Here is a 21972-nt window from a genome sequence, read left to right as displayed (position 1 = left end):
CAACCGTTTCGGGGCGACCACCGCGTAGACGCTCTGCCAAGGCCAAGGTGCTCTCCGAGTACTACTTCATGCCCCGCAGCGGCAGTCCCCGCTCCGGTCGGGCCGGGCGCTCTTGCCGAGGGTGCCGGCGTCAGCCTTGACGACGTAGACCTCCCACGGCTCCCGGCCGGGGCCATGGACCCACACCTTGTCCTGGAGGGCGTAGCAGCACGAGGTGTCGCTCTCCTCGAACGTCGCGAGGCCGGCGTCCTTGAGCCGGGCCGTCGCCGCCTCCACCTGCCCGGTGGACTCGACTTCCACCCCGAGGTGGTCGAGACGGGTCTCCTGGCCGGCCTCACCCTCGATCAGTACGAGCTTGAGGGGCGGTTCGGTGAGGGCGAAGTTGGCGTAGCCCTCGCGCCGCTTGGCCGGTTCCGTACCGAACAGCTTCGAGTAGAAGGTGACGGACGCTTCGAGGTCGCTGACGCGCAGGGCGAGTTGGGCGCGGGACATGACGGACTCCGATCGACTGTATTGATGTTCTTCGATCCAAGGTTGCATCTTGGATCGAAGAACGTCAACATAGAAGCATGTCGAAACAAGAGCTGGTGGTGCTCGGCCAACCCGACGGCACGGACGGGAGGGACGGCACGGTCGAGAGAGACGCGAAGGACACCTGCTGCCCGGGACTGCTGACCGCGCCCCTCGACGGGGAGCAGGCCGTGGAACTGGCAAAGGTGTTCAAGGCGCTCGGCGACCCCGTACGCCTGCGTCTCCTCTCGATGATCGCCTCGCGCGCCGGCGGCGAGATCTGCGTATGCGACCTCACCCCCGCCTTCGACCTGTCGCAGCCGACGATCTCGCACCATCTCAAGCTGCTCCGGCAGGCCGGTCTCATCGACTGCGAGCGGCGCGGGACTTGGGTCTACTACTGGCTGCTGCCCGAGATGACCGACCGTCTCGCCGGCGTCCTGACGCGCCCGTCGGCCGACGCGACCTCGTGAGCGCGGCGCCCGAGCGGGCGGTCGCCGGCCGGCTGTCCTTCCTCGACCGGTATCTCGCGGTGTGGATCCTCTCCGCGATGGCACTCGGCCTCGGCCTCGGCCGCGTCGTGCCCGGCCTCGGGGACGCGCTCGCCCAGGTCACCGTGACCGGGGTATCGCTGCCGATCGCACTCGGCCTGTTGGTGATGATGTATCCGGTCCTCGCCAAGGTCCGTTACGACCGGCTGGACACCGTCACCCGCGACCGCCGCCTGCTGCTGCCCTCGCTGCTGCTGAACTGGGTCGTCGGCCCGGCGCTGATGTTCGCGCTGGCCTGGCTGTTCCTGCCGGACCTGCCCGAGTACCGCACCGGCCTGATCATCGTGGGGCTGGCGCGCTGCATCGCCATGGTCATCATCTGGAACGACCTGGCGTGCGGTCACCGCGAGGCCGCCGCCGTCCTGGTCGCCCTCAACTCGGTGTTCCAGGTGGTCGCGTTCTCGGCACTCGGCTGGTTCTATCTGACGGCCCTGCCCGGCCGGCTCGGCCTTGAGCAGGCGGGCCTGGACGTGTCCGTGTGGGAGGTCTCCCGCAGCGTACTGATCTTCCTCGGCATCCCGCTCGCCGCCGGATACCTCACGCGCCGCATCGGCGAGCGGACCAAGGGCCGCGCCTGGTACGAGGCGCGTCTGGTCCCGCGCATCGGCCCCTTCGCCCTGTACGGGCTGCTGTTCACCGTCGTCGTACTCTTCGCCCTCCAGGGAGACGCCATCACCTCCCGACCACTCGACGTCGTACGGATCGCGCTGCCGCTGTTGACGTACTTCACCCTGATGTGGGCGGGCTCCATGGCGCTGGGACGCGCGGTCGGACTCGACCACCCTCGCGCGACGACACTGGCGTTCACCGCGACGGGCAACAACTTCGAGCTGGCCATCGCGGTGGCCATCGCCACGTTCGGCGCCACCTCCGGCCAGGCTCTCGCCGGTGTCGTCGGCCCGCTGATCGAGGTGCCGGTCCTGATCGCCCTCGTCCACGTCGCGCTGTACGCGCGCCGCTTCTTCCCCTCCCCAACAGCCATCACCGAGGAAGCCCCCTCCCATGCCTGACACCGCCCGGCCCTCGGTCCTCTTCGTCTGCGTCCACAACGCGGGCCGCTCACAGATGGCCGCCGCCTTCCTCACGCACCACGCGGGCGACCGCGTACAGGTGCGCTCAGCGGGATCGGCCCCCGCCGACGCGGTGAACCCGTCCGTCGTCGCGGCCATGGCCGAACTGGGCATCGACATCGCGGCCGAAACCCCCAAGATCCTCACCACCGAGACCGTGCGGTCCTCCGACGTCGTGATCACAATGGGCTGCGGCGACGCCTGCCCCGTCTTCCCCGGAAAGCGCTACCTCGACTGGCAGTTGCCCGACCCCGCCGGCCGGGGCATCGACGCGGTCCGCCCCATCCGCGACGACATCGAACGACGCGTACACGCCTTGATCGCCGAAATCGCCCCGGCCGCCCGCAAGCACATCGTGTCCATGACCCCGGACCACGCAGAGGAAGTCCTGGCGATCTACCAACTCGGCATCGACGAGGGCGACGCCACCTTCGAAACGACCGCCCCCACCTGGCAGAAGTTCGACGCCACCAAACTGCCCGACCACCGCCACGTCGCCGTCGACGCGACGGGCAGAGTCCTGGGCTGGGTCGCCGCGGCACGGGTCTCCGACCGATCCGCCTACGCCGGCGTGGTCGAGCACTCGGTCTACGTCCACCCGGCCGCCCGCGGCCAGGGCATCGGCGCCGCGCTCCTGCGCGAACTGATCGCGTCGACGGAGGCGGCGGGCATCTGGACCATCCAGTCCGGCATCTTCCCCGAGAACACCGCCAGCCTCGCTCTGCACCAGAGCCTGGGTTTCCGCATCATCGGCACCCGCGACCGCATCGCCCACCACCACGGCACCTGGCGAAACGTCACCCTCCTCGAACGCCGCAGCCCCACAGTCCTCCAGCCCCACCGAGCCTGACCACCACCCGCCACACCCCACAAGCCGGCTCCAACGCATACGACGCCTAGGAGTCGAACCTCTTCGGCTGGAACGAATGATTGGTCCGAACGGGATACGCAGAGGGCTGTCAGACCGGTAGTGGGTGCTGACTATTGCTGGGGCCGCCGTACTTCGTTGTTGTACGGCGGCGCTCAGAGCAGCCGTTCTGCCTGGTCGTACTCGGCTGCTCTGAACGTGGGCCAATACGTGATCTGGGGTCGGGTCCGCTCGATCATCGCCCGAAGCTCGTCACCGTGCACGATGCGGACACCGGTCGCCGCCCCGTCGCGACCCGCAAGGTTGTCGACCACATAGAGGTAGTAGTGCTCGGGATTCGCCTTGAAGGCCTCCACCTGCCGGTGCTCCAGCGGCAGCGCCTCACTGCGCGCCGAACGGCTGAATGCCTTCACCTCGATCATGCGCGGCGGACTCTCCACGTCGTACGGGAGTCCCGAGGTACGAACATCCTTCGGCTCCCGTCCGGCGGCCCGCTCCAGGGCCATCACATGCCCAATGGCAGCCAGTTCCGTCTCCTGATTACCCACGACACCTCCCTGTGTGCCCCATCGCGCCGTGGAGGCCCTCGACTTGGGATGGGGCCGGCCATTGATGCGGGGACGGCTCCCGGCACATGGTCGTCGCGGACACGTTCTCCGCACGACATCAGCGTTTGCCCTGCACGGATCGACCAGGAAGACCAGTATGTACGAACCACCATGAGAGGCCACGCATGACTACGACTCTCACCAAAGGCGGCAACGCTGTCTTGCCTACAGCGGTGTGCCGCGTCACTCTCAGCTCCTCAAGCACCGGCGTAGACGTGTCTGCCGTCCTTCTCGGCCAGGACGGCAAGGTGCGGAGCGATGACGGTTTGGTCTTCTACAACCACTTGTCACAGGACATGGTTGAACTGAACGGCCAGACGATCGTCGCGGATCTGCCCGCGATCCCTGCGGCAGTCGACCGCATTGTGGTTGTCGCCAGCATCGACCCCGAGCTGCGAGCCACTCACTTCGACGCGAGCAACACCCCCCGGGCGGTCGTCGAATGCGGAAGCGCACGAATCACCTTTGAGCCGCCGCCACTCACGCACCGGGAGACGGTGGCAATTCTCATCGAGCTCTACCGACGCGCAGACACGTGGAAGGCAAGAGCCGTCGGCCAAGGATGGGACACCGGGCTGGCAGGTCTCGCCTCGGACTTTGGCATTGTTGTAGATGACCCGGAGCCTGCCGCAGTACAGGTCTCGCCTTTGATGCCCACACAGGGCCAACACACCACTGCACCGCCGGTGGTCCCACCGGCTCCATCCACGACGCCGGTTCGTCCTCTCGTCCCGCTGGGTAAGGTCGCCCTCTCCAAGGCCGGACAGGCGACCATCGACATGCGCAAGGACGACCCGAGCCTCGTCGTGACAGCCACACTTGAGTGGAACGGGGGAAGCGCTGCTCGAAGACAGGCCGGTGCCGACCTCGATCTGTATGCCCTCTACGTCCCTGAGAGTGCTGTCACACCACTCGGCAAGCGTCCGAACAAGTCAGATCAGGTCGTCTACTACGGGCAGCTCGGAACATCCGCCGCGCCGCCCTACATCGCGTTGGACGGCGACTCCAGGACCCCGGGCCGCGAGACGATCACCATCCGTCGCCCAGACCTCCAGGGGTACGTCCTCCTCTGCGCGTACAGCGCAGTGGAGAACGGGACGGGTTCGTTCAAGTCCTTTGGCGCTCGGGCGGTTGTCACCGACGGGCGAGGCTCCACCGTAACGGTGCCACTATTCAACAACCGCAACTTGTCCTATTGGGTCGCCATCGCCTTGATCGATTTCACAGTACCGGGCGGCGCCCAGATCCGACATGTGGAAAAGTACAGCGGCAACCATGTCGAGGCCCGTCCCACGCTGTACTCGAACGGGAACTTCCGAATGAGCACCGGAAAGGTCGAGTTCAAAACGAGTTAGCCGTTGGGCGATTTTCGTACGCTCGCTCGCGAGCAATTGGCGTGCGAGGCCGAAGAACGCGGCGCATGCACGAAGCAGTGACCCTGGGTGGGACTCAGATATCGGGGTGAGGGTTGCCGTTCCGTCAAGAACAGCACGCACACTCTGACCGAGATCGAGGAAGAACCTTGAACAAAGCCGTCATTGTGTTTATCCATGGGCTCTTCTCTTCGGCGTCCACTTGGGATAATTTGACGAATGAACTCTCTAAATTGAACGGAGTTCGCGAGCAATTTGATATCGAGTGTTTCGAATATGCCACCCCTCGCTTCGCGTGGAATCCTTTAAGGCGAATGCCCGACCTCAACGTGGTGGCCGAGAACCTTCGAGGATTTATAACCGATGTGGCAGAGTCGCACGAGCGGATCGTGCTGGTCACGCATAGCCAGGGAGGTCTGGTCGTCCAGCGATTCTTGTCTCGCATGCTGGCCGATGGGCGGGCCGCCGAACTGGCGAAAATTCGACGGTTAGTGATGTTTGCATGCCCCAATAGCGGATCGGAGCTTTTCCTACTTTCCAGGCGAGGACTACTGTCATTTACCCGCAACAGTCAAGAAAGAGAGCTCAGACCCCTGCAATCCTCAGTCGTGGATGCCCAACGGAGAGTCATGCACGGCGTGGTGCAGGCCACGGAACTTTCACACAACAAATGCCCGATCCCAATAGTTTCTTACGCCGGGGAAACTGACAACGTCGTCGCACCCGCATCAGCGTTGAGCATCTTCCCTAATTCAGCGGTACTTCCCGGTGACCATTTTTCCATCATCAAGCCCAACTCCAATGGAAGGTTGCTCTCTGCGATGCGGAGGGAATTGTCCGAAGGGCTGATGGAGCCGTTCCCAGAGAAATACTCGGACGATCTGCCCTCACGCCGCCGGCTACCCAAGGACCAAGATGGAGGATTTCTGACCGAACAAGAGCTCCTCGGTCCTATTTCCATTCGTACCGCTCCTGGCATAACTACCCGTTTTTTTGTGCATGGTGGACCTGTCGAGCAACTCTCCAATGTCGATGTGGTTCTGTCCTCCGAGAACACCTATCTTCAGATGTCTCAGTTCTTTAAGTCGTCGACGTCAGGCAGCCTGCGCTTTGCTTCTGCCATAAAAGGAGCCGGCGGTGAGATACTGGAGGATGTGGCCGGAGATCACCTCGTTGCTTGGTTACGCAGCCATGCCACGTATGGGCTGCAAGTGCAAGAGGGAACAGTTGTGCCAACTCCCGCCGGGGCTCTCGCGGCCAAGAATGTGCACAGAATTTACCATGCCGCCATCGTGAGTCCGGTTTCAGGTACGAATAATTACACAGTCAACCCATTGGCTGTGACGAGAGCCGTTCACAACATTTTCAATCTGGCACGACGGGAGCGAGAGGAGCTGAAAGTTCAGCTTACTTCGATCTGCATCCCTCTGTTTGGTGCCGGCCGGGGCGGTATTAACATCAACAAAAGCTTCGACCTCATCTGGGACCCGCTGATGAGCGAACTCTCCAATGACGCCTCGTGGGAGATTCACTTCACCACGCGGCGTCGACAGAATTTCGATCAGGTCTACAAACTTCTACAGGCGAAGAAGGACGCCGAACAACTTTAGCCGCTCATGGCTGACGGGATCTACCTGGGGAGCGTCGCCGCCGCACTTCCACTCACCTGCTGATGCAGTCACAACAGAGGTCGTGGAGTTTTTCATGGTTTGTATCTGCGCCAGGGGGAGTATCTTGCTGGAGACCTGGGAAGCATTCTGTTATCAAGTGAAACACCACAGACGCTACTCTCTCTTGTCGGATGATTCCCATCCAACAAGTCCCGCAGAGTTCACCCCTTCCATCTCTCCGGTTGAGAGATTGCGCGATTTATCTTCCACTATTAGCGAGGTCGGGCTCCTCTGCCAGGTTCCCTCGGGGCAACTAATCTGGCGCGGCCGAATGCGTTCGGATCGAGAAAAGGTAGAATATACGGCTGCCACTCTGGGGTCCACGCCTCACAGCAGGGCCGCCAGCAACAGAATGAGCCCTGCCGGAATCTCAATGTTCTACGGTTCGGACGACCCTCAGACAGCGGTAAAAGAAATATCTGCGCATGATACGCGTCCATACGCAGCTGTTGCAGCCTTCGCGTTGACTCGTTCAGCCACCGTAATCGATCTCATCGACCTCCCGCCGCGAATCAGCAACTTCGACGGCGGGCGAATTGAGTCCTCGTGGCCCATCAACTTCATCCGCTCATTCGCCAAGGATCTGAGCAGGCCCGTGACGCTGGATGGCCGCGAGCATCTTGAGTACGTCCCCACACAAGTTCTCACCGAGTACTTTCGTCATTTTTCCCCCCTGCGGGTGGACGGCATCCGATTTCACTCTGCACAGAATCGTGGAATCAACTACGTTCTGTTCGTCGGTCCTGAAGGATGCACGGATTCTGTGACTGATGGACCAACTGCATTGCTTAGATTTCGGCCGGATACGCAGCATATTCTCGACCGCTCATAAGTGAATCCCGAGCTTTCTGAGCCGCTGGCGTAGTGGTCAACAGCTTCGGGCGCTCCAGAGCCGGCCGACGAACGAGACTCCAGCTCCCCGAGCGCGTGTCCGACAAAGGCCTCATGGTGCCGACCGCCGCGCTCGGCCGGTCGCACTTAAGGGTGCGCTCGAAGATCGTTCAACGCGTCCCCCGGCACTCACAGATCGCCATGCCGATGGAGGTCTACGTCAAGGTGGTTGGTGCGCGCTCCGCTGCTGTACGCGCCAACGCCAGAGGCCCCGGATGTCGTCCGGGGCCTCTGGCCTGCTGTGCACTCGGCAGGATTCGAACCTGCAACCTTCTGATCCGTAGCTCTAGCCGGTTCGGTCAGCAGGAGTCATACCGGCCGCTGCGAGGCCCCGGAGAGGCGGTAGCTGCTTCGGGCGGTTGCTGAGGTTGCGGTACTCCGCTGCTGTACGCCATTGGCAAGTGCTGTCTCAGGCCTCCGGTTCCTCCTCCTCCGCCCACTCGACATCTACGTCCGTGTACTGAGCCGAAGTCTCGGCCCATCTGTAGTCCCAGGTCATACGGCTACGAACGGTCGTCACGCTGCCTTCAAGCAGCTCCTTTTTCGCCGCTTCAATCGCGCTGCTGACTGCCGCCTCGTAGGCAGCCTTGATTCGTGCGGCATGAATCTTTCGATCGCCCATCTCGAACTCAAGGTTCACGGTAAGGATCTTGGGTGTACTCATGTGCCATCCCTCCCCGTAGAGACTCCTCATCCACTACGTCCCAGAGTCAAGCACTTCAAGCAAGACTCTGTGCTCATCGTGTCGATCTCGTTACAGTTAGCTAGAACATGTGATGTTTCTGGATATTAGGTGGGTGGGGTCCGGTGGCGCAGTTTCGCAGGATCGAGAAGATGGGCGCCGGTGGACAGGCGACGGTCTGGAAGGCAACTGCGCTGGAGACAGGCCGGTTTGTGGCCATAAAATTTCCACTCGAATCAACTGATCTCTCTCCGGGGATAGAGAATCGAGCTCGTTTCGAAAGGGAAGTCCGATGCCAAAGCACACTGCGACACCCAGGTGTGATGCCGATTATCGCAATGAATTTGAGAGGTGAGAAACCATTTTACGTGATGCCGATCGCCAAGCACTCCCTTCAAGACGTGCTTGATGCTGGAAGCCTGGATTCCGTAGAGGCTGTAGGAATCATCACGGAAGTACTCAATGCCCTCGCCTACGCTCACGCCGAGGGGATAATTCACCGGGACCTAAAACCTGAGAATATTCTATTTCTCGACAATCGATGGGTGGTGTCCGACTTCGGCCTGTGCAAGGACGTAAATTCTGATAGTTTGACCATCACCCGAACTGAGACGATTTTTGGATCGTTGGCCTATATGGCTCCAGAGCAATTTGATGACGCCCACAACGTGACGCTAGCTGCGGACGTCTACGCCATAGGCCAAATCCTCTACCGGTGCGTGGTGGATGAAGTCCCTTACCCGCGTGCTAAAGTTGCCAAGATTCCAGCAGAATTTCGCTATGTAATCACCAAATGCATCGCCGAGGAGCCTTCTGACCGGTTTCAGTCCGTAGCTGATCTGCGACGGGCCTTGGAGGTCGCAACTGCACCTAGCGACGAACTGGCCGCGCCGACAGAGCACGCACAAGCGCTGCGCGAACGAGCCTTGGAGCAAGAGCCAGGAGCCCTGTCTGAGCTTCTTCGATTCCTTTCCGATCGATCCGATGATGAGGTCTTCTTTAAGGAATTCCTCACCTCGCTCCCGGATGTTCTCATAAGAGAAATGATCGCCCGAGATTTCTCTGTATTCTCTCAGGTAGTCCGAGTCTTTGACAGCTATTCAGAGGGCAGCCACCCATTCAGCTACACGGATGAGATAGCGAGCTTCTTTCGTAATGTTTGGAATGCCGCCGATGATTCCATCCTTCGTCAAGTTTGCCTGAAAAGAGTTTTTCGAGTCGGCGTGGACCATAATCGCTTCTATGTCGGCGATGTGTTTTCTTCGATGGTACGCATGATTACTGCACCGCATGAAGTGCAGTACTTGGCCGACCTGCTCCGCAGCGACGCTGACGGGGCTAGATTTATGGCCCCTTACCTGAATCAGTACGCGATTCCGGATGCCATTCGAAGGATCCTGCCGATTGCCTAGCGGCTACTTAGGTCAGGTCCAAATGCCGCAGGAGCCCAGTCGGTGGAGCGGGTTTGGCCGGTGTCCTGCCCGGTTTGGGGTCGAGCATGATCAGGGGGCCGTACGCTGGCCGGCAACTCGGGCAGGCTGTGCCCCTGCCCGGAATTTGAACGAGTGGCCCCCTGGTCTTGCTCGACGCGGGACCCGAACCGGGGAGGTGGCTAAAGCCGTGGAGCCGACCGCCCCAGCCACAGCGGGTTTCTCCGTGCCACTGGCGTTCGCTTCAGTCGCGCGACCGGCGTAGCCGGGGCCCGGAGCGGGGCGGAGACAGGAGCGGCGGGGGCCCGGCGGGGAGCCGGGGAGCGCGCGGGGAGCGGAGCGAGGCGCCTTGAAACCGTATAGAAAGTTGTGCTCAGGCTGTTAGGCAGGGCTTGGTGGACTCGTGTGTGCAGGCTGGGGAGTTGATGCCTTGGCGGGTGGTGGGTTTGAGGAACTGGGTTGGGCGGGCGGTCCATTGGATCGTTGTGGAGCCCTGGCGGAGTATGAGAGTGACCGGCTCGCCCTGGATGAGGGCTTGGCGCGTGTCGTGGTGGTCCTCCGAGAGCCATTGCCACGCTTCCTCGAACGCTTCGGAGTTGAGGGCCGGCGAGAGGGTGCGCACGGCGACTCTGATCCAGCGGACCGCTTGGAGCGCGGTGTCCACGTCGGCCGAGCCGAGCAGCATGGTGGTCTCGCCGTTCGTGGGACGGCTCGTGTGGCATTCGCATCGGTAGCCGCGTAGAAGCACGGGCGTCGGGCGGGTCATCGTGTCCGTCCTGTGGGGCGGGCCGAGAGCACGTAAACCTCGCCCTGCGCGAGTGCTGATCGGGCCCGCTCGTGTTCAGGCTCGTCCAGGAACCAGTGGCGTCCGGGGGCCGCGTAGTGTCGGTCGAGTTGGGACGTGACGTCCCGAACCCTGTCGCGAAGCCATCGGACAGCGAGTCGTGGACTGTTCGTGAAACGGCCGCCGAGGTGGACAACGGGGGCGCTGCACCAATAACCGGTCTCACGTGCGCCTGTCATCGCCATGGTCGGCTGCCGGGGTGGTGGGAGATGAGTTCCGCGGTGACGGTGAAGCCCTGGCCGGTGCCGTGGATGCTGACGTTGTGGGCGAGTGAACTGACGATGTCGAGGCCCCGGCCGCGTAGTGCTTCCTTCTCCGCGCGCTCCACCTCGGGGAACGTGACGCTGCCCCCGGCATCGGTGACGGACACCGCGATCGCATGGTCCGAGAGTGCGAGCGTGACTTGGAACGCGCCGTTCTGCTCGCCGCTGGCCGTGTAGAGAAGCGCATTGCTGCCCAGCTCGCTCACGATGAGCGTCACGTCATCCGCCCTCGGGTGTCCGGCAAGGACGTCGCGGGTCCACCGCCGCGCTCGGCCGACCTCTTCGCGGAGACCTGGGCAAGTCAGCCCCCAGACTCGAACCTTGCTCGTATACTCGTGCATACAAGTCCCTTCATGCTGATGGGCGGGCATGGACCGTTGTTCAGTGCTAGATGAGTTTCACGCCGTCGTGCGCACGGACAGCGGGCGGAGATGCTTCGTCCAGTGCGTCCTGGACGCGGATCGCATACGCCTCGTCAGCCAGCTCCGCCGCTTCGTCGCGAGTGACCCAGCGCAGAGCATTGGTCTCGTCGCCCGTGGTGGGCCGGCCCTCGATTGCCTGGCAGCGGAAGACGAGCGAGACGATCAGGCCCGTCATGTTCTTGTAGACGCCGGTCAGGGTCGCCGGAAGGGCGATCTTGATGCCGGTTTCCTCCAGGACTTCCCGCTGGAGCGCGTCGGGGAGAGTTTCGCCGGCCTCGACCACGCCGCCCGGCGGTTCCCACTGCCCGTTGTCGCGTCGCTTGATCAGCAGGGCGCGACCGTGGTCGTCCACGATCACCCCGGCGACACTCACCGAGTGGGGACGTTCGGCGGTGGTCACGTTCGGCAGTCCTCGTCCAGTTGGCTGACTAGGCTCTCACCGTAGCAACTGGACTCAGCCTCTTGTCTAGATATCTAAAGGAGTACACGTGGCCGCTCTTACTCCCGGTCTGCTCGGCTCGCTGGACCCGACCAGTGACCGTGCCGTCTTCCGGCAGATCGCCGATCAGCTGCGGGAGGCCATCGACAAGGGACGCTTCGCCGAGAGCTCCAAGTTGCCCTCGGAATCGGAGCTGGTCGAGCACTTCAGCGTGTCCCGCATGACCGTGCGCAACGCGATCTCCATGCTCCAGAGCGAGGGCCTGGTCTCCTCCGAGCACGGCAAGGGCGTCTTCGTCCGGCCCCGCCCTCCGGTGCGCCGCCTGGCATCCGACCGGTTCGCGCGGCGTCATCGCGAACAAGGAAAGTCGGCGTTCATCGTGGAGGCCGACGCTACCGGCAGTCACCCGGAGGTGGACAACCTGGAGGTCAAGGAGGAGCGTCCGACCCCGGACATCTCGACTCGGCTCGGTGCCCCGCGTCGCGTCCTGGCCCGGCGTCGCCGGTACCTGCTGGACGGCCGGCCCGTCGAGTTCGCCGTCTCCTACCTGCCGCTCGACCTGGCCCGTAACACCCCCATCGCCCAGCCCAACCCTGGCCCCGGCGGGATCTACGCCCGGCTCGAAGAACTGGGCCACAAACTCGACCACTTCGAGGAGGAGATCCGGGCCCGCATGCCCTCCCCTCCGGAAGTGAAGACACTTCGGCTCGCCACCGGCGTCCCCGTGATCCATCTGATCCGCACCGCGTTCGACACCAAAGGCCGCGCCGTGGAGGTGTGCGACACGGTCATGGCCGCAGACGCGTACGTCCTGAACTACCAACTGCCCGCAACCTGACGGCCAGTGGTGCGCGGGATGCGGCGGCGGCCACGAGTACTGCTGTCCCGATTGCGCCGACGATCACCCCTCAGTACGTCCGGCGAGAACCGTGGACCGGCACCGCCGCCCGGCGAGCGCGACGGCATCAGGTCGTGTACGCGCAGCCCGAGGTTGCGGTAGTCGAACGCGATCATCAGTGCGCGGGCCCGATCACGAGGTTGGACGCCGGGTGAAAATCGCCGCCGAACCCTCCCCTCACGCCCACACGCCAGAGGCCCCATCGATTCCTCGATGGGGCCTCTGGCCTGCTGTGCACTCGGCAGGATTCGAACCTGCAACCTTCTGATCCGTAGTCAGATGCTCTATCCGTTAAGCTACGAGTGCTTGCTGTGGTGGGCTTTTGGGGCCCGTCCGCGTTGCGAGAACAACATTACATGACCTGCGGCGTCACGTGAAATCCATTAGCCGGACCCGGTCTGAGCTGCGGAAACGTGCCGAAACAGGGGCCGGTGACGGCCGAAGCCCCGGCCTGGTGGACGGGGCTTCGGTGTGTCGTGCGCGGAGGCGGAGGGATTTGAACCCTCGATGGGATTTAAGTCCCAAACCGCATTAGCAGTGCGGCGCCATAGACCGGACTAGGCGACGCCTCCAGCACACCCGCGCGGGCGCGGGTGGTGCGTGTCAGATGATGACACAGCCGAGCGCGGTGTCACCAATCGCCGCCCACGGTACTAGGCGGGAAGCCCGCAGGGCAAAGCGCTTCTTCGCGCCCCTCGCCTGTGCGCAACGACTCGGGCTCGCGCGCGTTAGTGATGCCGGGCGCGCACCGTCGGGCCCTTCGGAATCGTCTGCCGTACAGGAGCTCCCGTGTCGCGTCGTTTCTCCCTCACCGCCACCGCCGTCTTCGCCGCCTCGCTCGCAGCCGGGGGCGCCTTCGCGCCCACCGCCGTCGCCGCCGCCGCGCCGCTCGGTCTGGCGCCGCTGCCGCTGTCGTCGCTGCTTCAGGAGCGGGAGCCGGACCGGCTCACCGTGACCGTCGCCGACACCAACATCACGCGCGCCGACGGCACGTACGAGCTGAGCTGCGAGCCCGCCGGCGGTTCGCACCCCGAGAGCGCGTCCGCGTGTGCGCGGCTGGACGAGCTGGCCGGCGAGTCGGCCGACCCCTTCGCGCCGGTGCCCAAGGGCCAGATGTGCACCATGCAGATGGGCGGGCCGGCCACCGCCCGGGTCACGGGGACGTGGCAGGGGCGCAGCGTCGACGCGACGTTCAGCCGTAAGAACGGGTGCGAGATCTCGCGCTGGCAGAACCTCGTCCCCGTACTCCCCGCCGCCAGGGGCTGACCCGCGGGAGCACGGAAGGCACGGAAAGCAGGGGAGCACGCGAGGCACGGAAGGCACGGAAGGTGGGAGGGGGCGCACAAGGGGGTGCGTACCAGGTCCGCACACAACCTTGGTGAGAGCTCCCCCTCATCCGCCGCCCCGCCATGCCCCCAGCCCTTAGACTCCCTCCAGTGACAGGCTGAGACTCCGAGGGGCAAGATGGGACCGGCCGTCCGCAAGGTGCAGTGGGTCAGGGAGGAAGCGTCGTCGTGAGCAGCAGGCCATCCCGAGGCGCTGCTCGCCTCGCGGCGATACTTGACGCGCTCCCCGACGGGCTGGTGCTCGTCAACAGCAACGGCACCGTCGTCAATGCCAACACCATCGCCCTCGAAACCTTCGAGACCCCTGGTACGGCCCTGGTCGGGCGCGGTCTGCTCGATCTCCTGCCGGAGTTCGACCCGCGCCTGATCCCCGGTTCGATGCGCCGCCCGGAGGCTTCCGACGAGCGGGGCCGTACGAAGCCGACGCGGATGATCGCGCGGCGTACGGACGGCAGTGAGTTCCCCGTCGAGGTCACCAGCGCCAACCTGGAGGACGGCCAGCAGGCCCAGGCCTACGACCTGCACAACTACACCGGCGACGAGTTGTTGATGCTCGTCGTGCGCGACTTGTCGGGGACCGTCGACACCGAGGCGGAGCTGGCGCGTTCGCAGCGGCAGACCGAGATGATCCTGCGGGCCGCCGCCGAGGGCGTGGTCGGTACGGACACCGACGGCCGCGTCGTCCTCGTCAATCCCGCCGCCGCGCAGATCCTCGGCTTCCGGGCCAGCGATCTGGGCGGTCAGGAGCTGCACCCGCTGATCCTGCACTCGCGCGGCGACGGTGAGCCGTTCCCGTACGAGGACTCGCCCCTCGCCGACACCCTCAAGTCGGGCCGTAAGCACCGGGTGCGCGGGCAGGTGCTGTGGGCGAAGAACGGCAAGCAGGTGCCGGTCGACCTGACCACCGCTCCCGTACGGGACGGGGAGCAGCTCGTCGGCGCGGTGATGACGTTCACCGACCGGCGGCCGTACGAGGAACTGGTCGAGGCCCACGCGACCGAGGCCAGCGAGGCGGCCGAGCGGCACGCCGCCGAGCTGGCGGAGACGATCGAGCGCCACGAGGCGGAACTCGCCGCGGCCGTCGAACGGCACACCGCCGAACTCGCCGACCGCAGCGACCGGTACGCGGCCGAGATCGAGGAGTTGGCGGAGCGGTACGACAACACGGCCCGTCGCCACCATCAGCTGGCGGCCGTGCTCGGCGGCGCGCTGCGCGGGCCGCTGGAGGAGCTGCGCGGCGAGTTGTCGACGCTCGCCGCCGATCCGGCCGGGCAACTGTGGCCCGAGGCCAACCAGATGCTGCACCATCTGTCCGCCGGCTACGCGCGGATGACGACGCTCGTGGACAACGTCCTCGGCTATCAGCGGCTCGACGAGGGTCTGGACCGGCTGACCAAGGTCAACGTCCTGCTCGACGGGGTCGTGGCGGCCGGCGTCGAGGGTGCGATCGAGCTGATCGGCCCCGGCCGGGCGCAGTTCGCGGTGCACGCCCCGCCGATCGAGGCGGAGGTCGACCCCGTACGGCTCGCGACGGCGCTCGCGCATCTCACGGCGGATGTGGCGGGTGTCGACTCCACCGGGCGTACGCGGGTGGTGCCGGGCGGCGGTTACGTCGACTCGACGATCGTGGTCGCGGCGGCGCAGCGCGGGGATGTCGTACGGATCGAGGTACGCGGACCGTTCGCGGGCGGCGATCCGGTGCACGAGCCGATCGTGCGCGGGATCGTACGGGCGCACGGCGGCGTGTTGCAGACGCACGAGATGCCGGGCATGGGCGGCAGCGCGTATGTGCTCGAAGTGCCGCTCGGGGGCGGGGCGGGGACGTTCCATCCGCCCACGGCCGAGGAGAGCGCGGCGCCGGTTCAGCAGACGGGCGAGCAGGGGGAGGCGCCGGGGTCGACCGGCGGTTCCGGCCGCTCGGGCGGCGGCGTCAGTGGTGGCGGTGGCGGGCGACGGCGTGCGCGGCGTGCGTCCACCGACGCGTTCCTCGGGGCGGCGGGTGAGGAGCCCGCAGGCGAGCCCACGGGGCGTCGCAGGGCTCGTACGGAGGCGGCCCCGGCGCCCGAGGCACCCGTGGGGCAGGCCGCTCCCGACCAGGATTCCGGCGACAGCGGTGGCGGGGCCCCCGGCGGAGGTACGGGCCGAAGGCGCGGCCGGCCGAGCCCGGCGGAGAACGCACCCGGGGTCCCCGTACCGGGCGCCGAGATCGCCCTGTCCGGTCCTCCCGCCTCCGCAGCTCCCGCCGCGCCCGCCCCTTCCGAGGGGTCGGTCGTGACGGCCGCCGAGGGCGCCCGGCCGAACGGGCGCGCGGCCCTCGGTCAGGCCGTACCGCCGCAGGGCGTACCGCACGGCGCGCAGCAGGAGGCCGTCGCGGCCGGTACGGGACGGCGCGCCCGGCACGGTGGGCAGAACGCCCTCCCGGCCCTGCCCGCCGGCCCGTCGCCCACCCCTGCCTCGCCCACCCCCGCCGCACCCCCGCAGCATGTCCCGGCACCGCAACAGGGCACGGCAACGCAGCAACCGGCCGTCCGTCGTGCCCGGCGTGCGCTGGCGCCCACGCAGCAGCGGCCCGCGCCGGCGCCCGCCGGCGATGCCGCGCCTCCCCGCGCGCAGTTCGCGCTCCCGCCGGCCGACGCCGACCGCGCACCGCGCCACGACTCCGCCCCCTCGGACCCGCGCGCCGACCACACACCGATGAAGCCGCACCCGGTCTCGCCTCGGAAGGATCCCCGCCAGGCGCCGGTGGCCATGCCCGCACCGGCGCCCGCGCCGATGCCTGTGCCCGAGCCGGAGTCCGTCGGCGACGGCGCCGCGCCCACGGATCCCAACAGCTGGGCGCCCGGGATGCCCACCGCCTCGGGTGTCGGCGTGATGCCCGGCGCGGCCGGGCAGCCGTCGTGGCCCGTCCCCGGAGCCGTACCGCCGACCGAGCACGCGCACCCGCGCCCGCACCCGACGGACAAGGGCGACAACGGCGGCGACACTCACGGCGGACGCGACGGCGACGGTGCCGACGGCCCGGCGGCCGGAACCTCCCAGGACCCGCGCGCCGCACAGCCGTTGCCCCCCGCGCAGCCGCTGCCCGAGGAGGCGCCGGTGTCGGCGGACTCCACGCAGGGGCGGGCGTTCAGCGTCCGTACGCTGGGCCAGGGCGTGCCCTTCTCGCAGCAGATCACCAAGCAGCAGAACCAGACCCTCGGCGCCGGCCGCCGCCGCAGGCTCTCCTCCCCGCACGACCCTCACGACCCGCAGGACGCGCACGACCCGCAGGGCGCGCATGACCCTCGCGACCCGCAGGGTGCGCATGACCCTCACCACCCGCAGGGCCCACGCGGCCCCGAAGGCACCAACGCGAACACGGCCACCGGCAGCACCACCCGCGCCCCCTCCGCCCCATCCGGCCCCTCCCACGGCGGCCAGGGCGGCCCGCTCGCCCACGGCCCCCACTCCGAGGGCCGCGCGTACGCCATAGGCGCCCCGGACGAGGGCGCCGAGGGCCCCCAGCCGCTGGACGGCCCCGGCGGCGCGGTCGAGGTCGCGAACCGCCCCCAGCCCCGCCCCGTCGACGACGAGCTGCCCCCCGAGCCGCTGGACAACCCGCGTCGGCTGCTCGTCTGGCCAGCCCCCGACGTCTCCACCCAGCAGGCCCTCAGCGACCGCGGCTACCGCCCGGTGATCGTCCACTCCCGCGAGGAGGTCGACGCGCAGATCGCCGCCTTCCCCGCGGCGCTGTTCGTGGACCCGCTGACCGGCCCCATCACCCGTACCGCGCTCCAGTCGCTGCGCCAGGCGGCCGTCGCCGCCGAGGTCCCGGTGCTGGTGACGGCCGGGCTCGGGCAGGCGACACGGGAGGCGGCGTACGGCGCCGACCCCGCCGTACTGCTCAAGGCCCTGGCGCCCCGCGACAGCGAACAGCACCCGTCACGCGTGCTGTTGATCGAGGAGAGCGAGGAGATCGCGCTCGCGCTCACGGCGACGCTGGAGCGCCGCGGCATGCAGGTGGCGCGCGCGGGGACGGACAGCGACGCGGTCACGCTCGCGAGTCAGATGCGGCCGAACCTGGTGGTCATGGACCTGATGCAGGTACGGCGCCGGCGCGCGGGCATCATCGACTGGCTGCGCGCGAACGGCCAGTTGAACCGTACGCCGCTGGTCGTCTACACCTCCACCGGCATCGACCGCGCCGAACTGCCGCAGCTCTCCGCCGGGGAGACCGTGCTCTTCCTCGCCGAGCGGTCCACGTCCGAGGACGTGCAGGCGCGGATTGTTGACCTGCTCGCGAAGATCGGCACCAACTGACCCGGCACCGACTGACCCGGCACCAACTGACCTTCGTCGAGGTTCAGTTGGTGCCGTCGGAAGTGCTCCGGGTGGCCTAGAGGAGCGTCACGTCCAGCTCCCCGTCCGCGTACTGCTTGCGGATCACCTTCTTGTCGAACTTGCCGACGCTCGTCTTCGGCACCGCCTCCACCGCCGACCACCGCTCAGGCAACTGCCACTTGGCGATCTTCGTGGCCAGGAAGGCCCTCAGCGACTCGTAGTCGGCGCTCGCGCCGTCCTTCAACACGACTGTCGCGAGGGGCCGTTCACCCCACTTGTCGTCGGGCACGGCGACGACGGCGGCCTCGGCGACGTCCGGATGCGCCATGAGCGCGTTCTCCAGCTCCACGCTGGAGATCCACTCACCGCCCGACTTGATGACGTCCTTCGCGCGGTCGGTGAGGGTGAGATAGCCGTCGGGGCTGATGACGCCGACGTCGCCCGTCTTGAGCCAGCCGTCCGCGCTGAACTTGTCCGCGGGCTTGAGCGGTTCGGCGCCGACGCCGCCGTAGTAGGAGCCGGCGATCCAGGCGCCGCGTACCTCGAGCTCACCGGCCGACTCGTTGTCCCACGGCAGCGTGTCGCCGCCGGGGCCGGTCAGCCGCGCCTCGACGCCGACGGGGAAGCGGCCCTGGGTGACGCGGTAGGGCCACTCCTCCTCGGCGGTGAGGCCGGCGGGCGGGTTGGAGGTCGTGCCGAGCGGCGAGGTCTCCGTCATGCCCCAGGCGTGGCAGAGCCGTACGCCGAGCTTGTCGTACGCCTCCATCAGCGCGGGCGGACAGGCCGAGCCGCCGATCGTGACGCGAACCATGGAGCTGAGATCGCGCGGTTTGGCGGTGACCTCGGCGAGGAGTCCCTGCCAGATCGTCGGCACGGCGGCGGCGTGCGAGGGCTTCTCGCGCTCGATCATGTCGGCCAGCGGCGCGGGCTGGAGGAACCGGTCGGGCATCAGCATGCCGATGCCGGTCATGAAGGTGGCGTGCGGCAGGCCCCAGGCGTTCACATGGAACTGCGGTACGACGACGAGGGTCGTGTCCTTGTCCGTCAGCCCCATCGACTCGGCCATGTTGACCTGCATGGAGTGCAGATAGATCGAACGGTGCGAGTAGACGACGCCCTTGGGCTCGCCGGTGGTGCCGGAGGTGTAGCACATGGCCGCGGCGGTGCGTTCGTCCAGCTCGGGCCAGTCGTACGTGGTGGGGCGCCCGTCGATCAGCTCCTCGTACTCGTGCACCTGGACGGCGGAGCCGGCGTTCGCGACGGCGTCGGCCAGCGGGGTGCGGTCACCCGGGCCGGAGACGACGACGTGCTCGACGGTCGGCAGGTGGGGGAGGAGCGGTGCGATGAGCGGCAGCAGGGAGCCGTTCACGAGGACGACGCGGTCGGCGGCGTGGTTGACGATCCAGATCAGCTGCTCGGGCGGGAGACGGAGATTGAGCGTGTGGAGGACGGCCCCCATGGAGGGGAGCGCGAAGTATGCCTCGACATGTTCCGAGTTGTTCCACATCAACGTTCCCAAAACACTTCCCTCGGTTACTCCGAGTTCGTCGTGTAGGGCGTTGGCGAGCTGTGCGGCGCGATCACCGATCTCAGCGAATGTACGGCGGTGAGGCTCTGCCTCACCGGTCCACGTGGTGACCTGGGACCGCCCGTGGATGCTTCGGCCGTGCTCCAGAATCCTGCTGACCAGAAGCGGTACGTCCTGCATGGTGCCGTACACAGCATCCTCCCGAGGGTGCCGTCGCCACGTCGCGACAAGTAGGAAGATTCTGCGCACATACCGATTGGTATGTCACTACCCCTCGGTAGTCTTCTTCTGCTTGGGGTCCGGCCACGGGTCCGGCTCCCACATGGGGTGAATCTCAACCCTGTGGTTCTCGACCCCCGGACCCTTCCGGATGATGGCGACCCGGCGAATGATCTTGCGCAACACCGCGTTTCGCTCTGTGACGTTGAAGGTCTTCCACTCCGCCACCGTTCCGACGACCAGCGGCACGAACTCGGCGCGGTCCGGAAGCGGCTCCACGTCGGGGATGCTGTCGAGTAGCTTCTCTGCCTCGGCCCGCTTGCCGCGGATCACGTCGGCCGCTTCCTCATACTCCCCCGTTCCGAAGTCTTCCGGGTTGGCGGCGTGCTCTGCCCTGAGTCGGGCGAGCGCCTGGCGCTGCTTGTCGACCTCGGCCTGTGCACGGGCGCGCGCCGTCAGGTTGGCAGCCTGCTCCTTCGCAAGGTCCCGCGCGGGAGCGGCCTCGGTCGGCGGTGCGGCGTCGATCCCCGCGGCGGCCTCGGCCGTAAGCCAGTTGAACACCTCTTTTTCGACGAACTCGCGCTCAACGAGAATTCCCCCGCACGCGGTCGCGCCCGACTTCGCACGCTTGCTGCACCGATAGGCGAACCCGATCACGTTCACCCCCTCGCGCTTGGCCGTATTCAGGCTGGTCCCCTGCCGGCACTCGGCACACCTTGCCAGTCCGGTCAGTTCGTAGAGGCCGACGCGGGATCGCGGCATGGTCGCGGCTACTTCCTTCCTGCGCTGCCGATACCGCTCCCAGAGGTCGAAGTCAATCAATTCTTCTTGGGCCCCCTGAATGAAGACGTGATTCTTACAGGTCCCGTTAGTCTTCCGGCACCGACACTCAGGGTTGTGCACGGTGAGTAGGCCGGCGGGAAAGCCGCTGTCCATGTAGCGACAGAGGGTTTCTGTACTCCACATCGTCCCCTGCGTGGTCCGGTGCCCGGCACGGTTGAGGCGCCCGCACAAGGCGCTGAATCCCTTGCCGTCGACGTAGTCGATGTAGAGCTGTGCGCACACAGGCCCGGTGGCCTCATCGGGTATGTACTGCTCCTGTCGCAGCTTGCCTGTGGTGGCGTCGTACCGGCGATGCCAGACGTACCCCCACCGCTTGCGCCCCTGTGCGGGCAACCTGAGCTTGTACCGACGGTGGTCGTGCGTCTCTCGCCACTGCTCGCCGGCGCGGTCGCTCTCGAACGCCGCGAACTCCAAGATCATGCCCCGTTGAAACCGGCCGATCGCTGTTGTGGCGTCAACCGGCTCGGTCGCCGATTCAAGCTCTCCGCCCGCCTGTTGGAGTCTGGCGAGGTTGATCGCATTACCCGTACGATCGCGACCGAATCGCGAGTAACGCCAGACGGCGACGCCGCGCGCCTCGCCGTTCTCGACGCGCTCAATACAGGTCATGATCTTGCGTTTGAAGTGGCGCCCGGAAACGTCGAGGTCTTCAATCCATCCGATAATGCGGCGCCCTGTCTGGCGGGCCCATCGGCTGATTGCGTCCCGCTGAAGCTCCGGGCTGATCTTCTCCTCTTTCCAGGTGGATACGCGGATGTATGCGAGCCACGGCTCGCCGTCCTCATCAGTCGGCGAGCCGCGAAAGGTCGCGGGGATGTCGAGTTGGGTCACTGTGCCTTCCGTTCGGGTGGGTTGGGATGGTGCGGGCGCAGTGTGATCACGTTGCCCGCGGCCTGCTCGTCGCGGTCGTGGCGGTGGCCTCCGCTGTGGGGTGCGTGAGCGTCGAGCAGGCCGCGCGCGACGTGGTCGAGCGCGCGGAAGTAGCCGGCAGTGTCGGCAGCGGCGAGCTGGTCGTCGCTGACTCGGTGCGAGTCGTGCACGGCGCGGACGATGAACAGCGGAACGGCCGTCAGGACGAGAAATACGCCGGCCCGCCACATGTCGTTGTTGTTGCCCAGTAATCCAATGACGCCCGATGAAAGCCCCACCAAAAGCAGGGTGAAGGCGAAAATGGGCGCGTACAGGTGGGTCACTGGT

Annotated in this window: 19 protein-coding genes, 2 tRNA genes and 1 pseudogene; 11 read left to right on the top strand and 11 right to left on the bottom strand. The window is 66.2% G+C overall.

Going from position 1 to position 21972, the window contains the following annotated elements:
* Positions 1-66 precede the first annotated feature (66 nt).
* Positions 67-492 (bottom strand): ArsI/CadI family heavy metal resistance metalloenzyme, encoded by a 426-nt coding sequence (locus ACFYNU_RS20965; protein ID WP_356590511.1) that lies wholly within the window; start codon positions 490-492, stop codon positions 67-69.
* A 77-nt stretch (positions 493-569) separates the two neighbouring features.
* Here ACFYNU_RS20965 and ACFYNU_RS20960 point away from each other — a divergent pair, with 77 nt between their 5' ends.
* From ACFYNU_RS20960 to ACFYNU_RS20945, 4 genes and pseudogenes are all read left to right on the top strand, one after another.
* On the top strand, positions 570-983 hold the full coding sequence (locus ACFYNU_RS20960; RefSeq protein WP_356590509.1) for a metalloregulator ArsR/SmtB family transcription factor: 414 nt from the start codon (positions 570-572) through the stop codon (positions 981-983).
* Complete coding sequence (gene arsB / locus ACFYNU_RS20955; protein WP_356590507.1) at positions 980-2071, top strand: ACR3 family arsenite efflux transporter; 1092 nt, start codon at positions 980-982, stop codon at positions 2069-2071. Before ACFYNU_RS20960 ends, arsB begins: the two co-directional genes overlap by 4 nt.
* A pseudogene (locus tag ACFYNU_RS20950) lies at positions 2064-2471 on the top strand (arsenate reductase ArsC); the annotation flags it as partial. The gene arsB and the pseudogene ACFYNU_RS20950, both read left to right, overlap by 8 nt.
* A gap of 21 nt (positions 2472-2492) precedes the next feature.
* On the top strand, positions 2493-2981 hold the full coding sequence (locus tag ACFYNU_RS20945; RefSeq protein ID WP_356590700.1) for an N-acetyltransferase family protein: 489 nt from the start codon (positions 2493-2495) through the stop codon (positions 2979-2981).
* 173 nt (positions 2982-3154) lie between these two features.
* Here ACFYNU_RS20945 and ACFYNU_RS20940 read toward each other — a convergent pair whose 3' ends face one another.
* A complete protein-coding gene (locus ACFYNU_RS20940) occupies positions 3155-3547 on the bottom strand; it encodes a DUF3883 domain-containing protein (protein ID WP_356590505.1) in 393 nt (130 codons plus the stop codon).
* A 185-nt stretch (positions 3548-3732) separates the two neighbouring features.
* Here ACFYNU_RS20940 and ACFYNU_RS20935 point away from each other — a divergent pair, with 185 nt between their 5' ends.
* The 3 genes from ACFYNU_RS20935 to ACFYNU_RS20925 all read left to right on the top strand — a co-directional run bounded on the left by ACFYNU_RS20935 (position 3733) and on the right by ACFYNU_RS20925 (position 7482).
* On the top strand, positions 3733-4962 hold the full coding sequence (locus tag ACFYNU_RS20935) for a TerD family protein (protein WP_356590503.1): 1230 nt from the start codon (positions 3733-3735) through the stop codon (positions 4960-4962).
* A gap of 167 nt (positions 4963-5129) precedes the next feature.
* Positions 5130-6590: an alpha/beta fold hydrolase gene (locus ACFYNU_RS20930; protein WP_356590501.1), complete on the top strand. Its 1461-nt coding sequence runs from the start codon at positions 5130-5132 to the stop codon at positions 6588-6590.
* Complete coding sequence (locus tag ACFYNU_RS20925) at positions 6490-7482, top strand: RES domain-containing protein (RefSeq protein WP_356590499.1); 993 nt, start codon at positions 6490-6492, stop codon at positions 7480-7482. The genes ACFYNU_RS20930 and ACFYNU_RS20925 overlap by 101 nt, the downstream gene beginning before the upstream one ends.
* 468 nt (positions 7483-7950) lie before the next feature.
* On the opposite strand, the gene ACFYNU_RS20920 is transcribed toward ACFYNU_RS20925, so the two are convergent.
* The gene (locus ACFYNU_RS20920) at positions 7951-8205 is read right to left on the bottom strand and encodes a hypothetical protein (RefSeq protein WP_356590497.1); all 255 of its coding nucleotides are present in this window, start codon (positions 8203-8205) and stop codon (positions 7951-7953) included.
* 143 nt (positions 8206-8348) lie between these two features.
* On the opposite strand from ACFYNU_RS20920, the gene ACFYNU_RS20915 reads away from it, so the two are divergent.
* Positions 8349-9635, top strand: coding sequence for a serine/threonine-protein kinase (locus ACFYNU_RS20915; RefSeq protein ID WP_356590495.1), 1287 nt, complete (start codon positions 8349-8351; stop codon positions 9633-9635).
* Between the two features lie 391 nt (positions 9636-10026).
* On the opposite strand, the gene ACFYNU_RS20910 is transcribed toward ACFYNU_RS20915, so the two are convergent.
* The 3 genes from ACFYNU_RS20910 to ACFYNU_RS20900 form a co-directional block, all read right to left on the bottom strand.
* Positions 10027-10419, bottom strand: a complete 393-nt coding sequence (locus tag ACFYNU_RS20910; RefSeq protein WP_356590493.1) for a hypothetical protein — start codon at positions 10417-10419, stop codon at positions 10027-10029.
* Positions 10420-10672: 253 nt separating this feature from the next.
* Complete coding sequence (locus ACFYNU_RS20905) at positions 10673-11101, bottom strand: ATP-binding protein (protein WP_356590491.1); 429 nt, start codon at positions 11099-11101, stop codon at positions 10673-10675.
* Positions 11102-11147: 46 nt separating this feature from the next.
* Positions 11148-11555: an NUDIX domain-containing protein gene (locus ACFYNU_RS20900; RefSeq protein ID WP_356590698.1), complete on the bottom strand. Its 408-nt coding sequence runs from the start codon at positions 11553-11555 to the stop codon at positions 11148-11150.
* Positions 11556-11670: 115 nt separating this feature from the next.
* Between ACFYNU_RS20900 and ACFYNU_RS20895 the strand changes: the two genes are divergently transcribed.
* Complete coding sequence (locus tag ACFYNU_RS20895) at positions 11671-12459, top strand: GntR family transcriptional regulator (protein WP_356590489.1); 789 nt, start codon at positions 11671-11673, stop codon at positions 12457-12459.
* A gap of 293 nt (positions 12460-12752) precedes the next feature.
* Here the strand turns inward: ACFYNU_RS20895 and ACFYNU_RS20890 are convergent.
* A tRNA-Arg gene (locus ACFYNU_RS20890) sits at positions 12753-12825 on the bottom strand.
* Between the two features lie 175 nt (positions 12826-13000).
* Positions 13001-13091, bottom strand: a tRNA-Ser gene (locus ACFYNU_RS20885).
* A 217-nt stretch (positions 13092-13308) separates the two neighbouring features.
* Here ACFYNU_RS20885 and ACFYNU_RS20880 point away from each other — a divergent pair.
* Positions 13309-13785, top strand: coding sequence for an SSI family serine proteinase inhibitor (locus tag ACFYNU_RS20880; protein WP_356590487.1), 477 nt, complete (start codon positions 13309-13311; stop codon positions 13783-13785).
* Between the two features lie 248 nt (positions 13786-14033).
* Positions 14034-18164 carry a PAS domain-containing protein gene (locus ACFYNU_RS20875; RefSeq protein ID WP_356590485.1) on the top strand — a complete coding sequence of 1377 codons (4131 nt, stop codon included), beginning with the start codon at positions 14034-14036 and terminating at the stop codon, positions 18162-18164.
* Between the two features lie 76 nt (positions 18165-18240).
* Here the strand turns inward: ACFYNU_RS20875 and ACFYNU_RS20870 are convergent, their stop codons facing one another.
* The 3 genes from ACFYNU_RS20870 to ACFYNU_RS20860 form a co-directional block, all read right to left on the bottom strand.
* Complete coding sequence (locus ACFYNU_RS20870; protein WP_356590483.1) at positions 18241-19905, bottom strand: long-chain fatty acid--CoA ligase; 1665 nt, start codon at positions 19903-19905, stop codon at positions 18241-18243.
* 75 nt (positions 19906-19980) lie between these two features.
* Positions 19981-21606, bottom strand: coding sequence for a recombinase family protein (locus tag ACFYNU_RS20865; RefSeq protein WP_356590481.1), 1626 nt, complete (start codon positions 21604-21606; stop codon positions 19981-19983).
* Positions 21603-21968 (bottom strand): hypothetical protein, encoded by a 366-nt coding sequence (locus tag ACFYNU_RS20860; RefSeq protein WP_356590479.1) that lies wholly within the window; start codon positions 21966-21968, stop codon positions 21603-21605. Before ACFYNU_RS20860 ends, ACFYNU_RS20865 begins: the two co-directional genes overlap by 4 nt.
* Positions 21969-21972: the final 4 nt, after the last annotated feature.

The organism is Streptomyces sp. NPDC006643 (genome assembly GCF_042870175.1).
GTDB lineage: Bacteria > Actinomycetota > Actinomycetes > Streptomycetales > Streptomycetaceae > Streptomyces.
The sequence above is the reverse complement of the archived record's forward strand: the minus strand, read 5'-3'. Positions and strand labels throughout refer to the sequence as shown.

Bases quoted from the DNA above. Each gene is read 5' to 3' on its own strand.
- ACFYNU_RS20905 (WP_356590491.1), bottom strand. From the start codon at position 11,101: ATGCACGAGTATACGAGCAAGGTTCGAGTCTGGGGGCTGACTTGCCCA.
- ACFYNU_RS20945 (WP_356590700.1), top strand. From the start codon at position 2,493: ATGACCCCGGACCACGCAGAGGAAGTCCTGGCGATCTACCAACTCGGC.
- ACFYNU_RS20935 (WP_356590503.1), top strand. From the start codon at position 3,733: ATGACTACGACTCTCACCAAAGGCGGCAACGCTGTCTTGCCTACAGCG.
- ACFYNU_RS20925 (WP_356590499.1), top strand. From the start codon at position 6,490: ATGACGCCTCGTGGGAGATTCACTTCACCACGCGGCGTCGACAGAATT.
- ACFYNU_RS20965 (WP_356590511.1), bottom strand. From the start codon at position 492: ATGTCCCGCGCCCAACTCGCCCTGCGCGTCAGCGACCTCGAAGCGTCC.
- ACFYNU_RS20920 (WP_356590497.1), bottom strand. From the start codon at position 8,205: ATGAGTACACCCAAGATCCTTACCGTGAACCTTGAGTTCGAGATGGGC.
- ACFYNU_RS20910 (WP_356590493.1), bottom strand. From the start codon at position 10,419: ATGACCCGCCCGACGCCCGTGCTTCTACGCGGCTACCGATGCGAATGC.
- ACFYNU_RS20960 (WP_356590509.1), top strand. From the start codon at position 570: ATGTCGAAACAAGAGCTGGTGGTGCTCGGCCAACCCGACGGCACGGAC.